This window comes from Neobacillus sp. NPDC058068, from assembly GCF_042885335.1.
Lineage (GTDB): Bacteria > Bacillota > Bacilli > Bacillales > Cytobacillaceae > Neobacillus.
In genome coordinates this window covers 79,162-93,780 of record NZ_JBHVSI010000007.1, presented here as the reverse complement: position 1 = coordinate 93,780, position 14,619 = coordinate 79,162, and the positions used below count along the sequence as shown (strand labels likewise).

Sequence of the window (14,619 nt, the reverse complement as noted above, 5' to 3'; positions counted from 1 at the left end):
TCCCTTCTCGTCTGACAATTCATTTAAACCTTCTCTTTTTTTCTAGCTCTACATTTATACCTGCCTTTTTCCTCCGTAATTATAAACCCAATCTTAGGTTCGACCTCAAAGCTCATTGAGTTTTTAGTGTTGGTTGTGATCTTTTCTTTTTATATTTCTGCATTTAGGCGTTTTTCCCGAAATGCTGATTCCCTCATGATAATTTCAGTCGTATGTCCATAACTTAGGAATACTTTTGTAAATTTAAGCCCAAGTTGTTGTGACCCCTTCACATGATTAAGTGCAAACCAGATGCAAGTTTCATTCTTGTATGACTTTGTTGGAAACAGCCAGATGTCTAATGAAGCATCTATTTAATTTGGATAAATACGACGATTTTCACCAAGCAGCTGAGTGGAGCTATAGAGTGCCCCTTTAATGCTTGATCCGTAACTTATGAGTGATTTGTCAATGAGATGGACTGGTGATATCGCTACCAAAAACTCGTCGTCTTTATCTATCATCATCCTGATTTACCTCTTCTCAATCCCGTTAGTAAATCTTAACTAAAGTTAGGGGTTTCGACTAAGTATACTTTAAAAACCTTTTGTCTTAACGTTGGCTACCACTTGTCCCGCTAATACATCAGGCAGAGGTTTTCATCTGGCTTGAAGGATAAGAAATATCTATGTATCTAGCTTTCCTCTTATACTGTCATTTTTTTTCAGTTAGGTTCTTTGTCTACAGGGTACATAATTTATGAAGCTTTACACACTCGAACGAGTTGACCTATTCTACATTTTTAGGGGGATTGCATGTTTGGATTGGCTGACATTATAAAATTTCTAATCTCTTTTTTCTTGATCCTGCCTATTGTTACTCTTATCCATTTAAGCGGACATATTTTTTTCGTTACGCTTTTCGGGGGATCCGAGAAAAAAATTACAATCGGAAGCGGGAAAAGGCTATTTTCCTTTTGGAATATTGAAGTAAGAAGATACTACTTTTGGAATGGAGCTTGTGCGTATAAATCGTTAAGGCATGATACCCGTGTTACGAACACTTTAATTTTCCTTGGCGGGTCTTTATTCAATCTGGTAGGTAATTTCTGGTAAATACCCTCATTTCTCAAGGAATTCTAGATAATTCAGTTTTTTGGTATCAGTTTGTCTATTTTTCATTTTATATGATGTTTTTCTCGCTATTTCCTATGGATTTTTCGGATGGATCGCCCAGTGACGGGAAGGCGGCAGCACTCACATTGAAGAACCAGCATGAGAAGAAAATAAGTGATGATATTCAATTCATAATAATTGAAGAGCAAAATAAACCCAAGGAAAAATCCAAGGCAAATAATAAGTAACTGCTCTTTTGTTTGTTAAAACGTCTGCACTACAAATAATGAAAATGACAACCATTAAATAGGCGTGGCAACGTGTCAAAGGTATAAAGAAGTAGTTATCATGAAATATATGTAAATTTTGAATATGAACTATTAAAGGAATATTTCGATAACTTTAAGTTGTGTTAAGAAATGGATAATTGCCTTCTTTTATCCTTGATAGCCTGTATGATGAGACTGTACTACAAAATGCAACATTCAAGGAGGAATAAAAATGAAGTCTTTCAAAAAATGGTTATTTGCTTTGATGTCCGCATTCATGTTACTCGGAGCTGCAACTGCGTGTTCAAATGCTTCAAAAACAGATGATCCCAACACAGAAGAAACAGACGACAGCACCCAAAATGATGGGTCACAAACTGAAGAAGATAGCAATTCTGGTCAATAAGCAAAATGAATCATAAAAAAACTGACTCAAAAGATCGTTGAATGACGACTCTATTGGGTCAGTTTTTTCTATATTTTTTGATCTATTTTGGGATATTTGGTCTCCTTTAATGTCTCCTTCATTTTTGGAAATATGCTCTTTTTACTGAAAGCTCATATTGTATTTTGTATATATCCATAAAACAGCATCTTCCAAACCCACTGATTCCTGGCACTTCGTTTTTATTATTTCAACTTTTTTCTTCACATCCATCGAGTACTATGGGAGTCTGACCCGATAGGCGCTAGAGCCACCGCATTTATGCCTGTGGAGTGTCATCTCTCCCTCTTAAAATACCCAGCTATTGCTGGAATAGTAGTGAATTCCTTCCTCATGTCCCGGAACGAAATCACATCATTCCCTCTAGAGAGCTGGTAATCTAGCGAATATTCGTGACAGTTCAGTGGGACTTGCTGAAATGTTTTGATATAGAATTGTATTGCCTCATGCTCACTGCCAGCAAAGATAAAGACAAAATTCTTCTGGTCCATCTTCAATGAGTAGATGTAAATCTTTTGAAATCCTAACACATTGGTTTGAATCATTTTTGCAACTTTCTGATGATCTACTTGGTTTAAGTCTATTTTAGATATGTCGTCATCTAATGAAATTTTCTTTTCTGCTAATAGATAGTAGAGGTAATGTGCCAATGCAGATTCTTCATATTTTAAACTATCCCGGTAAACATCTTCCACTAACATTTGATAACACCTCGATATTAGATTTTTTTATCATCCGTGGACTTCGTTCTTAAAGTGCCAATTGAAGGTTATACTTGTGCAAGGTTCTGTTCCTTTTTATCCTCAATCAACCCTGTATGCTCGTTGTAATTCACTGCGATGGTTCCAACTGGACCATTTCGGTTTTTCGAGACAATGATTTCAAGGGAATGGTCTTCAGATTCCTTGTCATAATAAGCTTCACGATACAAGAACAAAATGACATCGGCATCCTGTTCAACACTTCCCGATTCCCGAATATCAGACATCATTGGTCGTTTATTGGCACGTGATTCCACCGATCGATTGAGCTGCGCCAAACAAATGACGGGGCAATCAAAATCCTTCGCCATCGTTTTGAGTGATCTGGATATTTCCGTTACTTGCAAATGGGAATTTCCCCCATAAAATTCGCCTGAACGGATCAGTGTTAAGTAATCGATAAAAATAATCGGCTTCTTGTATGGAAATTGGCTCATCATTTTTCGCGTTTTCGCTCTCATTTCGGCAATCGTTTGTCCGGCCCCATCAAAAATTTGCATATGGGTTTCACTAAGGTCACCAATCACATCCGACCATTTATTCTTTTGATTTTGAGTTAGCATTCGTTTTGGATCCCGCATTTTGGCGCGGTTAAATCCCCCGGTTGAAGCCATTAATCGTGAAGTAATCAACTTTTCAGGCATTTCTAAGGAAAACACAAGTGGCAGAAACCCTGCCCAACCTGACATTTTGGCAAAATGAAGCATCACGTCGGTTTTTCCCATCGATGGTCTTGCCGCTAGAATCGTCACTTCTCCGCCCTGAAAGCCACCCGTCATATCATCGAGCTTTTTGATACCTGTTGTTGCAAATTTCTGGCGTATTTGATCTTCCCAGGGTGCCTCATAGATATCTGCCAACGCCTGTTGTAATGGCGTGTGATCATCCATCTTCATTTGGTTTATTTTATCCAATTCGGCAATGACTTTGGCAATTTCCCAATCATTCATGGCTGCAACTGTTAAGATATTTCTCTTTTCCCGTTCCTTCCACAGATCAAGAATGAGCTTCTCCATTCCGTCAAACTTCTCAGGATCCGCAAACGATAACAGTTCAGCAAGGTACGACATTCCCCCTAATGACTCGAGGTCGGATAGGGTTGACAATGTGATCAAATCGATATTCTTGCCCGCTCGTGTTAACTCCACCATTCTTCTCATGACTTCTTTATGCCGAGTGCTTTCCAGTTGCTCAGGTTTAACCACTGTGTCCTTGAGTAAGTACTCCGCCTTCATCAAGCTTCCTAAAAACGCTTTTTCCGCAATACTCAATCCTCTTCACCTGCCGTAAGGTCGAGTTCAAATCCACTTGGAATATCTCTTCCCGCTTTAAACGGTTCGGTTGATTGCCTATGCTTCGGTGCGCAATTTTGACTCTCATAAAAGGAATCGATTTCTTCTACGGTCAGTAAGGAGTCATTAACCCAGTTTTTCAGAATCCCAACCACATAACTCAGCCTTCGCTTGTTATTTGCGCAGGCAATTTTCATCGCTTTTAATATCACGTCTTTCGGCTGTAAAAAGCTAGAATCATCCAACCAAGATAATAACTGTTGTTTAGCATTCACGTTCGAAAAACCAAATCCATTGTTGTCCCAAAACTCAACAATTTCTTTCACATCTTTTTGATTTTTCAGTAATGGATTCTCGATATCTTGATCGCTATCACTAATTGGATGGAAAGCTTTTTGTTCTTGTTGTTGTATTTTATTTTCTTTTTTATTTTTATTTTCTTCTTCTTGCCACCCTTTCGTATCACGATGCGTCAACGTGTCGTCAAGCTCTCCACATTCAGGTTCTCGATATGTATTTTTTTCTTCACGGCCACTCACTTCGTTGCCGTAAATCATTTCTTCTTGTTGACAAAACGATTCAAATAGACTGCGAATTTCCTGTTTTTGAATCGCTTCGGAAACATATAGAATAAGTGAGAGATCCTCGACATCTTTTAACTCGGAAAAAATACAATCCAGCATTGGTTTCCCGCCTCTATCGAGGTTGTACTTCCCCCAGTTTTTCATCGCCAGCTCTCTCGTTTCCGGATTGTAACGGATTAACTTGTGATGCGAGATAAATCGTTCCATTAACGAATGAACACTCTCAATCGAATAGCCCAAATCAAAAGCCATTTGTTTTTTGGTAATTTTGTAGATTCCAATTTGAGTAGTTTGCGGATTTGTAAGCAAATATAGGTAAAAATACTTATCCTCCGGGGTCATCTCTTCTGAAACAATCGGATTTTTCCAAAAATCTGTACGTACCATTCTAAACTTTGCCATCTTCAACCACTGCCTTTCTTTTAATTAAAATCCTTCATTACTTATTTATAGTTAAATAAAGAAAATGGTCATATGTTTTTCAATTGAATCTGAATATTTTATGACACTATTCATCCCCTTCTCCTTTGAAAGCCCGCGTCTCTGTACCTCTACGATAGCGAGCATGGCCGGGTAAAGCGAATCTCCATTTTTCATTTTTGGAGGGGATTTTTAGAGCAAAACGTCAAAAAACGCCTTCAAAAATCATTTTTGAAGGCGTTTTTTGCAATTTGGTTGATTTTATAGGCTTTTTTGAGTGAAGTAGTCGGTTAGCCCACGGGGAAGGAAAGTGAGTTTTTTATTCCCCATTATTCCTTCAGCAGAATCTTCCATTCCTTCAATTCTAACTCCTTTGATCCTTCGACCAAGAAAAAGTGCCAGGCACCTTCCAGATTACTGGCTGGTGCCTGGCACTCTTTCTTTTTAAACTTCTTCCACCTCGTTCATTCCCCCTAATACATTTGCTTCCAGAGATGCATCGGAACGAGTCAACTTACGCTTCATGGGGAAGTAATAAAGAGCAGCCGGTAAGAAAAGCCCTACAGCCCAGGCTAAGTCTGCCCCATCAAGCAGAATGGCAATCGGGCCCACATAAAATGAAGCGTTTACAAATGGGATTTCAGCAACGATGGATGCAACAAATGCAAACGATGCGATCCAGTTGACCTTACCATATTTGCCGTTAAGGTCAAAGATGTCTTTGACGCTGTATTCGCCTGAACGCAAGACATAATAATCCACTAGGTTAATAGATGTCCATGGGATTAAGAAATAGCTCATAAAGAATATAAAGGTTAAGAAAAAGTCTAAGAAATTCCCTTGTCCAAGGATACATAACCCTGTGGCAACTATTGTGATCACAAGCAGAAAGGCAAAGCGAACCTTTGGCGTAACTCTGAATTTAAAAAACGGTTCAATAGTTGTAATGGAAGACATAAATGCGCCGTACAGGTTAAACACGTTGATTGCCAACTGGCCAAAGATAATCAAGACAAACATGATAATTGCAAAGCTTCCAAATAGACTGGCTAAATTTCCACCGGTATTGTCAGCGAAATTGGGGATTGCAATAGTTAAGACAGCTCCTAAAGCCATCATCCATACCGCGCCAATCACTGTGCCCGAATAGCTATACCAAAAGGTTTGTTTTGGTGGTGTATTGGTAGGAAGATAGCGGGAATAGTCGGCCACATAGGGGGCATACGATAATTGCCACGTTACAGCGATACTGACGGAGAGCAGGAACGCCGATAAGTTAAATTCAGAAGGCACCCATTGCTCGGCAGGTACTGGTAATAGAAATACGATAACCGTCATGATTAAAAATAGCACCAATGAAGCCGCTGAGAACCACTTTTGTACTTTATGGATTAAGTCGTATCCATATAAAGCGACAACAAAACAGATCGCCCCAATAAAGATAATGTTCCACGTTTGTCCAATCGGAAGAATATCGCCAATCGTTTGGGCAGCCAGCAAAGTATTGCTTGCAAAGAAGCCAAGGTAGATAAACATGACGAGAAATAAAGGAATAATCGCCCCAATTACTCCAAATTGCGCCCTGCTCTGAATCATTTGCGGGATTCCCAGCCTTGGTCCCTGCACAGAATGGGATGCCATGAAAATAGCACCAATAAGGGCGCCGATAATAATCGCAACGATACTCCAGAAGAGGTTAAGTCCCAACATAATTGGCAATGCCCCAGACACAAGGGTTGTAATATTCATATTCGCCCCAAACCAGATTGGAAATAAATCTCTCGCCTTCCCGTGTCTTTCATTCTCTGGAACATATTCAATACTCCGCGTTTCAACCTTCACATACATTCCCCCATTTGATTTTTTCAGCAAAAAATCTAGATCCCTACTTTATGTGATAGCTTGGCAAAAATCCCACGCACATCTTCTGGTGAGAATTGCAGTTCGTCCGGCCCAGAAGATTCCCAAACGTGATAGTCTTCTCCGATTATTCTCTTCGTCATTTGCTTGGCGTCATAAACTTTTAGATCATATATCCAGTTAGCCATCATTAATATAGAAGCCATGTGAGCACCTTCGGTTGTGGTTCCACACATATCTTTGACAAGATTCACTTGATAATCGCGATAATATGCATCTAAAACGGTGGCTAATACACAGCAATCAGTCAGAACGCCGCCAACAATCAAATGTTTCACATTTAAACTTTTCAGCATTAACTCAAGGCTGGATTCGTAAAAACCGCTGTAGCGGTGTTTATCCACCACGATGTCGGTTTTCCCGGGTCTTAGTTCGTCGATAATTTCAACGTTTTCCGTTTCGGCATGATAATAGAGCGGTGCACCCAGTTCATTAACCGGTTCTTTATTCGCAAGCCCAATCCCATCTGCCCTGCCAATATGGCGCGTATAAATAATCGGGATTCCCTTTTCACGGCAGGTGCGGATGAGAAGCTCGGCGTTTTGAACCACTTCACGCATCCCCACAACATCCGATGTACCACTTTCCTTCTGGAGATCAATCAACAACAGGGCTGTTTGTTTCAAATCCATTCTCTTCACTCCTTTTGAAAAATCCGAACCACTACCATGTACCATGCAAGATAGGATAGTGGTTTAGAGCCCGCTAACTTTTTACAAGAATCTTCCATTGCTTTAGTTCTAACTTCCGGGATCCTTCGACTACATGAGGGTCTTTAACAGCTAAGGCGTGAGCCTCTTCAAATGAATCAGCCACATATACCACTAGCCCGCCAGATTCGTCTAAAAAAGGGCCTCTTGCAAAAATTTTCCCTTGCACATCCAGTTCATCTAAATACTGAATATGACGGGGAAGTACTTCTTTATTTTTTTCAGTATCAATCATGTGTAGAATTGCTGCGAAATAGGCCATCAGCTATCACCTAATTCCGATTCCAAACGACAAGTTTTAATTCGGTCATTTCTTTAACAGCGTATTTGATGCCTTCGCGGCCATTTCCGCTTTCTTTTACACCGCCATATGGCATATTGTCAACGCGGAACGTCGGAATATCATTGACCATGACACCGCCAACATGCAGGTCATCGATGGCGTTCAATGCGGTATGAATATCATTTGTATAGATTCCTGCTTGCAGACCGTAACGGGAATCATTGACCTTTTGGATAGCTTCTTCAACAGAAGTTACTTTATCGACTATCGCAATAGGAGCAAACACCTCTTGGCACGATACTTTCATATCCGCGGCCGCATCAACAAGGACGGTTGGCAGAAGAATATTCCCTTCGGCTTTGCCGCCTGTTGCAATCGTAGCCCCGGAGCTGGCAGCTTCATGAATCCACTCTAACGACCGTTCGACATCACCAGGCGTAATTAAGGCAGATACATTCGTTTCAGGATCAAGCGGATCGCCACTTTTTAACTTCTGCACTGCTGGAACAAATTTTTCAATAAATTCTTCATATAAGGACTCGTGAATGTAAACCCGTTGTAAGGAAATGCACACCTGACCTTGGAAGGAGAATGCACCTTCTACACAACGCGGGATTATCTTATCAAGGTCCACACCCTGATCAATAATAACCGCCGCGTTTGATCCCAATTCCAATGTTGCCCGCTTTAGTCCCGCTTTGTTGCGGATGGCAATCCCTACCGCCGGACTTCCGGTAAATGTAATCATGCTGACTCTGTCGTCATTCACGATCTTTTCTCCCACCACACGGCCGCTACCTGTAACGACATTGAGCGCACCTGTCGGCAATCCCGCTTCTTGAAGGAGTTCAGCAATAAAGAAGGCGGATAATGGGGTTTGCGATGCTGGTTTTAAAACAATCGTATTTCCACTGGCAATCGCCGGGCCGACTTTATGTGCCACTAGATTCATCGGAAAATTGAATGGGGTAATCGCCCCAATCACGCCAAGCGGTTCGCGTACGGTATAGGCCAGCCGATTGACTCCACCGCTTGCGGCATCTAATGGCAAGGTGTCTCCGTGGATTCGTTTCGCCTCTTCTGCGGCAAATTTATACGTTTCAATTGTTCTCGCCACTTCGCCCTTTGCCGCTGTAATCGGTTTAGACGCCTCTAAAGCAATAATTTCTGCTGCTTCGTCTGCCCGTTCCTTCAATAATTGCACCAAATTCTCGAGAATTTCCGCCCGTTTATAGGCAGGTAATTTGGCCATTACTCTTTTGGCACGATCAGCCGCTTCAATGGCCAAGGCCGTCTCTTGTTCCGTTGCATCAGGAATTTCGGCAAGGACGTCACCAGAATAAGGAGAGTATAATGGCTTATACGCCTTTGCTTCTATCCACTCGCCATTAATAAGCAAATTCTTTTTTGTAATTTTTTCGACATATGACATCCGTATACAAATCCTTCCGTCTTTAACTAAAGGTTAGAGGCCGTCTTTTCCTCAACTTTTCCGAAAAAAAATTCCTCCAGCTTTGGTCTTAGGCCGCCTGGCCCGAATTTTTTCCGGGAATTCTCGTGATCCCTTATTGACTCTAGAAAGGCTAATAAAAGTCTTCTGCGTTCTAATATGTTTTTAATTCCTTGGTTATAAATCCAATTATCAATCGTGTTATAGACGCCGCGATTAATGCCGTGCTTGCCCTCACACAGCTGAATAAACGCCAGGTCCGTTAAATGGATATACTCTTCGGAACTGGGCTTAAACTCTCTTTTTAAAATGGCAGGCTGCTCGAGGTGAAACACGCGCTGGACGGTCTCTACATCCTTCCTGATTTGTAAAACAAGATGCTTCATGGAACTAAACAGCTGTTCTTCTCTGACAAAATGACAAACCTCTACGTCCAATTCCTCATCGTAAATCATCTGATCAAAGTCAAAGATATGAACTTCATAATGAATGATTATTTCTTCTTTATTGACAGTCGGTCTGACGCCTACATTCATTAAGCCGTAATAGAGCTGGTTTTGATAGGTCACATGGACGCCGTAAACCCCTTTTTGTAAAAAAACTTCCTCATGCAATAGCAGGTTCGCCGTGGGGAAACCAATGGTGCGTCCAATTTGATTTCCATGGATGACTTTTCCGCTGATACTTGTTTTCGGTGTGGAATCACTTTTTTCTACTATTGAAATACCGTGCATCTCGAACACCTCCACTTTATGCTTGAACTTGGAGTTCTTGTTTCAGACCTTTTTGCATGTGAACAATCTCATTGCTCAACTGGGAGATGCGGCTTAACACATCAGCATCGGCAATCTCATTTTTTGCATTGAAATGGTCATTCGTCGCATACACAGATGCTGGTGCAACAAAGGCACGGAAATAGCTTGCGATTGGTTTCAGCTGGTTTTCAATGACCAAGTAATGTTGATAGGTGCCGCCTGTTGCAACAAAGCCCATCACTTTATTTCTAAATTCCTTAGGAGGGATTAAATCAAATAAGTTTTTCAAAGCGCCTGTTATCGACCCTTGAAAAATAGGCGTGCCGATAATGTAAAAATCAGCCGATGAAACGATGTCGATGACTTTTTTCGTGTCCCCTGTATAGGTGGAAGGATCGCGTCCATCGCAGAATTGAAGATCATATTCTTTTAAATCCAGTACTTCGACTTCGATTTCTGGATGGTTCTTCTTGACCTCGTCGGCCACTTTTTGGACCACTACTTTTGTTTTCGAACCAGTAATCGTACCGGAAATCGCTAATAATTTCATTTTTTATCCCCTCCTGTTTGGTAATCAGCGGATAGCGCCTCCGCTGTTTATCTCATAATAAACGGATCCGGAATTGGTTCCGATGATGTATTCACCCATACAACTTTACTTTGTGTATATTCATGGATTGCTTCGTATCCGCCTTCTCGGCCGTAGCCGCTCAAGCCCGAACCGCCGATTGGCGCGATTGGGGAGATGCTGCGATAGGTGTTGACCCAAACGATGCCGGCATTGACGGCCTTTGCGACGCGGTGCGCTTTCGCGACATCACTTACCCAAATGCCCGCTGCCAATCCATAGTTGGTACTATTGGCAAGTTGAATGACTTCTTTTTCGTCCTTAAATGGAATGACACTTAACACCGGACCAAAGATTTCTTCCTTCGTGATTCGCGCTGAATGGTCGGTATGTTCAAAAATAGTCGGTTCATAGTACCAGCCCTTTTCTAAATGTTCTGGAACTTTACCGCCGAAAACAGCCTTTCCGCCCTCTTCATGCCCGAGAGCGACGTATTGTTTTACCCGTTCTAATTGCGCCTGGGTAGCGAGTGGGCCCATCTCCGTATCATTTTCCAACGGATCGCCAATTTTAATTTGCGAGACACGGTCGACCAGTTTTTGCATGACCTTGTCATAGATATCCACGTGTAAAAATGCCCGCGAACCTGCGACACAGCTTTGACCTGATGCACCAAAGATACCGGCGATGATGCCCATTGCCGCATTATCGGGATTCGCATCTTCAAAGACGATGTTTGGTGATTTTCCGCCAAGTTCCAATGACACCTGAGCAAAATTTTCCCCAGAATTCCGCACCACATGACGGGCTGAATCCGGTCCGCCAGTAAAGGCAATACGTCTAACAAGTGGATGCTTCGTTAATGTGTCACCGACTGGCATTCCAAAGCCAGTTACAACATTGATGACGCCCGGCGGGAATCCTACTTCATCTACAAGCTTCATCAATTCAAGCAACGACGCCGAAGTAACTTCGGATGGTTTGATAACGATTGTGTTACCTGCCACGAGCGCCGGCGCCAGCTTCAATGTCGTTAAATATAGCGGAGAATTCCATGGTGTGATGGCTGCCACCACCCCAAGCGGCTCTCTCGATGTAAAGACAAACATATCCTTTTTATCAATCGGCAAAGTCTTCCCGTGGATTTTATCCGCAAGGCCTGCATAATAATAGAAGAATTCCGGCAGATAAGAGAGCTGGCCTCTCATTTCACGGATCAATTTTCCGTTATCAAGTGTTTCGAATTTCGCCAGTTCATCGACGCGCTCTGAAATTAACTCGCCTAATCGTCTGACAAGGCGCCCTCTTTCGGTGAACGTCATGTTTGCCCAGCTGGTATGCAAAAAGGCGTGATGAGCTGCTTGAACGGCACGGTCCACATCTTCCGCCGTTCCTTTTGCGACATAGCACCAAGGCTCGCCTGTAGCGGGGTTATAGCTCGGAAAATATTCGCCGTCCGTTGATTCAATCCATTCCCCATTTATATACATCTTGTATTTTTTCAATTCTGACATGCACGTACTCCCCTTTACCTCACCGCCGGCACTGCATTCTTTTTGATAAACCGATCGATTTCTTGGTTTAAAGAATTAGCGTCCTCAGCCGGTAACATGTGTTTCATGTTTGGAAAAATTAGTAGTTCTGATTGTTCGATTTGCTGATGCATGCACTTAGACATTTCCGGAGTTGACCCAACATCTTGTTCCCCTGTGATAATCAATGTTGGTAGTTTAATAGTTGAAAGCTTTGGCCACAACTCCTGGTCGGCTGTAGCAAAAAGAGTATAGGCAGCCAAATAGGAGTGAGGGTTGTTCGTTTGAAGCCGTTTACGTATTCCATTGACGAATGATTCATTGGCTGCAAGAAAGTCAGGATTAAACCAACGCTGGATGGCTGGTTCAATGGTGGACCCGGCCCCTGATTGTTTGACCTCTTCTACTCGCAACAGAATCGCTTTTCTCTGTTCTGCTGCTCGATTGGCAACCGCATTCAGAATGGTAAGGGTTTTGATCTTTTCAGGAAATTCAAGTGCAAAGGCCTGCGCCACCATTCCGCCCATCGAAAATCCGATGAGATGGCATGTGTCGATTTGTAAATGCAGCAGCAGCCCGGCTAATTGCGCGACATAGTGGGAAAGCGAATAAGGACCAGGGGGATGGTCAGAACCCCCGTGCCCGAGAGTATCGTAGCAAATAACCCGATACTGTTTTGATAGTCCCTTCACTTGTTTTTCCCACATGTGATGATCCAAGCCCACACCATGAATCAGAATTAATGGCTCCCCATTTCCTGTTTCTTCATAATAAATGGATCCTTGATCATACGTTGCGAGTGACATTAAACAAGCCCCATCTCTACCATATCTTGATGACGATTTCCTGTTCGTGGATGCGGACGCCCGCCTGTCGCTGCACCGATCGCTACTACAATTTCATCTGCTCGCGGTGCATCTGGAATCGATGCTTCGAATGTAAGAAAGTGGGAGCGCTGTGATTCGTCGTTCTTATGAACCATTGGAATCACGACCGCTGTTCCGGCACCGCCGCGCTTATTCGTAAAGCTTAAGATGCTTTTTCCTTGAACCGCATCCCTGAATTTATTACCGAATTTTAATGTATGGATAAACGCAGAAGCATGTTCAATCTCGCCATCAACGCCGACAACAGCGGCTTTTCCGAATGCTTCCACATCATCTGGTGAACCGATATGTTTAAATAGCTCGTTGACTAATACCTCACCAATTTGCGGTGCATATTCATTGATTTCCGGCATTAAATCCTCTACAAATCCTCTGCCTGCCCACGGGTTTTTCATAACAAGCATAGTTGTAATCATGCGAATAGGTGTCTCTAATTCTTTCCCGCCTTCAATCCGAGTCTCTTCTACCGCTGTATATACTTTACGAATTTCTAACATTTACATTGCCCCCACTTTCACATTTGTAAATCTTGGCAAAACTTCTTCCGTAAATAGTTTCAAACTCTTCATCATCTTGTCATGAGGCAGAGAATTGTGGTTCACCCAAAGCAATAATTCTTGTAAATTAAGCTCATCTTTTAGTTCTTGGATTTTCTCCGCCACATAGTCCGGAGTACCAAATAATAGATTCCGAGGATGTAAGAATTCATAGTTCAACTCTTGCCCAGGTTTTACTTGTTCGCCCGGATCCATTAGGTTGCCAAGGCCTCGCCAATGACAGATCCAGCGATAGTTATTCAATACAGCCTCTGCCGCATCTTGACGGGCTTGTTCCATTGTTTCAGCAACATATACATCTCTTACTAATGCAATGCCGTCTCCCAGCTCAAGTTCATAGCCGCGCGCCTTCGATGCTTTTTCACGGTACAGCTCAAAACGCCCCTTCAATTCTTTCACGGTCGGCATCCAGAACATACCTTTAACATCATTTTCCGCTGCCCACTCGATGGAACGTGGGGAATCAATTACTTGCCATAGCGGAGGGTATGGTTTTTGATACGTACCCGGCATAATCGAGATCTTATTAATCTCGCCATTTTCCATATCCATGAAGTCAGGAGAGGCTGGGCTCATCGGATGGCTCCATTTCAATCCCTTCGGCGGGAACTGATAAATGTCGCCTTCGTGGGAAAAGAAGCGGTTTGACCACCCTTTTCGTAAAATTTCTACCGTTTCTTCGAATACCGCCCGGTTTTGTTCCTGGTTCGTCGGATCGGCCAAGGTATTTAAGTTGGCCGCTTCCCTGCCGTATAACCCGCGGGCTAACCCGACTTCTACCCGGCCTTTGCTTAGTTGATCAAGCATGGCGATATCTTCAGCGAGCCTGAGCGGATGCCAGAACGTGATAACATTGGCTGCCTGCCCGATGCGGATATTTTTTGTCCGCGCCGCAATATCTGCGCCCATTAAGATTGGGTTAGAGATTAATTCATTCCCTTCATGGCCAAAATGGTGCTCGGTGTACCAAATCGAATCATAGCCATTTTCATCACAATAGACGGCCTGCTCGCGTGCTTCATCAAGTACTTGATCGTATTCCTCTTGTCTCCCTGGGCCAGCTAGGTTTGCGAAAATTCCAAATTTCATATT

At 42.6% G+C, this 14,619-nt stretch carries 15 protein-coding genes; 1 reads left to right on the top strand and 14 read right to left on the bottom strand.

What is annotated here, in order from left to right; translation table 11 throughout:
* Positions 1–149: 149 nt before the first annotated feature.
* Complete coding sequence (locus tag ACFVSW_RS10145) at positions 150–353, bottom strand: competence protein ComK (protein WP_387315576.1); 204 nt, start codon at positions 351–353, stop codon at positions 150–152.
* A 1,242-nt stretch (positions 354–1,595) separates the two neighbouring features.
* Between ACFVSW_RS10145 and ACFVSW_RS10140 the strand changes: the two genes are divergently transcribed.
* Entirely contained in the window at positions 1,596–1,769 is a 174-nt protein-coding gene (locus ACFVSW_RS10140; protein ID WP_387315349.1) for a hypothetical protein, read from the top strand.
* Between the two features lie 314 nt (positions 1,770–2,083).
* Here ACFVSW_RS10140 and ACFVSW_RS10135 read toward each other — a convergent pair whose 3' ends face one another.
* The 13 genes from ACFVSW_RS10135 to ACFVSW_RS10075 all read right to left on the bottom strand — a co-directional run bounded on the left by ACFVSW_RS10135 (position 2,084) and on the right by ACFVSW_RS10075 (position 14,616).
* On the bottom strand, positions 2,084–2,509 hold the full coding sequence (locus tag ACFVSW_RS10135) for a hypothetical protein (RefSeq protein WP_387315347.1): 426 nt from the start codon (positions 2,507–2,509) through the stop codon (positions 2,084–2,086).
* Between the two features lie 68 nt (positions 2,510–2,577).
* Positions 2,578–3,840 carry a replicative DNA helicase gene (locus ACFVSW_RS10130; protein ID WP_387315345.1) on the bottom strand — a complete coding sequence of 421 codons (1,263 nt, stop codon included), beginning with the start codon at positions 3,838–3,840 and terminating at the stop codon, positions 2,578–2,580.
* Entirely contained in the window at positions 3,837–4,847 is a 1,011-nt protein-coding gene (locus tag ACFVSW_RS10125; protein ID WP_387315343.1) for a DnaD domain protein, read from the bottom strand. Before ACFVSW_RS10125 ends, ACFVSW_RS10130 begins: the two co-directional genes overlap by 4 nt.
* Before the next feature lie 462 nt (positions 4,848–5,309).
* Positions 5,310–6,707, bottom strand: coding sequence for a purine-cytosine permease family protein (locus tag ACFVSW_RS10120; protein WP_387315341.1), 1,398 nt, complete (start codon positions 6,705–6,707; stop codon positions 5,310–5,312).
* A 35-nt stretch (positions 6,708–6,742) separates the two neighbouring features.
* Positions 6,743–7,417: a cysteine hydrolase family protein gene (locus ACFVSW_RS10115; RefSeq protein WP_387315574.1), complete on the bottom strand. Its 675-nt coding sequence runs from the start codon at positions 7,415–7,417 to the stop codon at positions 6,743–6,745.
* Positions 7,418–7,490: 73 nt separating this feature from the next.
* Positions 7,491–7,757 carry a YciI family protein gene (locus tag ACFVSW_RS10110; protein WP_387315339.1) on the bottom strand — a complete coding sequence of 89 codons (267 nt, stop codon included), beginning with the start codon at positions 7,755–7,757 and terminating at the stop codon, positions 7,491–7,493.
* 10 nt (positions 7,758–7,767) lie between these two features.
* Positions 7,768–9,210, bottom strand: coding sequence for an aldehyde dehydrogenase family protein (locus ACFVSW_RS10105; protein ID WP_387315338.1), 1,443 nt, complete (start codon positions 9,208–9,210; stop codon positions 7,768–7,770).
* A gap of 26 nt (positions 9,211–9,236) precedes the next feature.
* Positions 9,237–9,962 carry a riboflavin kinase gene (locus tag ACFVSW_RS10100; protein ID WP_387315336.1) on the bottom strand — a complete coding sequence of 242 codons (726 nt, stop codon included), beginning with the start codon at positions 9,960–9,962 and terminating at the stop codon, positions 9,237–9,239.
* Positions 9,963–9,978: 16 nt separating this feature from the next.
* Entirely contained in the window at positions 9,979–10,533 is a 555-nt protein-coding gene (locus ACFVSW_RS10095) for an NADPH-dependent FMN reductase (protein ID WP_387315334.1), read from the bottom strand.
* Positions 10,534–10,580: 47 nt separating this feature from the next.
* Positions 10,581–12,065, bottom strand: coding sequence for an aldehyde dehydrogenase (locus ACFVSW_RS10090; RefSeq protein WP_387315332.1), 1,485 nt, complete (start codon positions 12,063–12,065; stop codon positions 10,581–10,583).
* Positions 12,066–12,079: 14 nt separating this feature from the next.
* A complete protein-coding gene (locus ACFVSW_RS10085) occupies positions 12,080–12,889 on the bottom strand; it encodes an alpha/beta fold hydrolase (RefSeq protein ID WP_387315329.1) in 810 nt (269 codons plus the stop codon).
* Positions 12,889–13,467 (bottom strand): amino acid synthesis family protein, encoded by a 579-nt coding sequence (locus tag ACFVSW_RS10080; RefSeq protein ID WP_387315327.1) that lies wholly within the window; start codon positions 13,465–13,467, stop codon positions 12,889–12,891. Before ACFVSW_RS10080 ends, ACFVSW_RS10085 begins: the two co-directional genes overlap by 1 nt.
* Positions 13,468–14,616 (bottom strand): LLM class flavin-dependent oxidoreductase, encoded by a 1,149-nt coding sequence (locus tag ACFVSW_RS10075; RefSeq protein ID WP_387315325.1) that lies wholly within the window; start codon positions 14,614–14,616, stop codon positions 13,468–13,470.
* Positions 14,617–14,619: the final 3 nt, after the last annotated feature.

Bases quoted from the DNA above. Each gene is read 5' to 3' on its own strand.
- ACFVSW_RS10095 (WP_387315334.1), bottom strand. From the start codon at position 10,533: ATGAAATTATTAGCGATTTCCGGTACGATTACTGGTTCGAAAACAAAA.
- ACFVSW_RS10135 (WP_387315347.1), bottom strand. From the start codon at position 2,509: ATGTTAGTGGAAGATGTTTACCGGGATAGTTTAAAATATGAAGAATCT.
- ACFVSW_RS10080 (WP_387315327.1), bottom strand. From the start codon at position 13,467: ATGTTAGAAATTCGTAAAGTATATACAGCGGTAGAAGAGACTCGGATT.
- ACFVSW_RS10115 (WP_387315574.1), bottom strand. From the start codon at position 7,417: ATGGATTTGAAACAAACAGCCCTGTTGTTGATTGATCTCCAGAAGGAA.
- ACFVSW_RS10105 (WP_387315338.1), bottom strand. From the start codon at position 9,210: ATGTCATATGTCGAAAAAATTACAAAAAAGAATTTGCTTATTAATGGC.
- ACFVSW_RS10125 (WP_387315343.1), bottom strand. From the start codon at position 4,847: ATGGCAAAGTTTAGAATGGTACGTACAGATTTTTGGAAAAATCCGATT.
- ACFVSW_RS10075 (WP_387315325.1), bottom strand. From the start codon at position 14,616: ATGAAATTTGGAATTTTCGCAAACCTAGCTGGCCCAGGGAGACAAGAG.
- ACFVSW_RS10110 (WP_387315339.1), bottom strand. From the start codon at position 7,757: ATGGCCTATTTCGCAGCAATTCTACACATGATTGATACTGAAAAAAAT.
- ACFVSW_RS10085 (WP_387315329.1), bottom strand. From the start codon at position 12,889: ATGTCACTCGCAACGTATGATCAAGGATCCATTTATTATGAAGAAACA.
- ACFVSW_RS10090 (WP_387315332.1), bottom strand. From the start codon at position 12,065: ATGTCAGAATTGAAAAAATACAAGATGTATATAAATGGGGAATGGATT.
- ACFVSW_RS10100 (WP_387315336.1), bottom strand. From the start codon at position 9,962: ATGCACGGTATTTCAATAGTAGAAAAAAGTGATTCCACACCGAAAACA.
- ACFVSW_RS10140 (WP_387315349.1), top strand. From the start codon at position 1,596: ATGAAGTCTTTCAAAAAATGGTTATTTGCTTTGATGTCCGCATTCATG.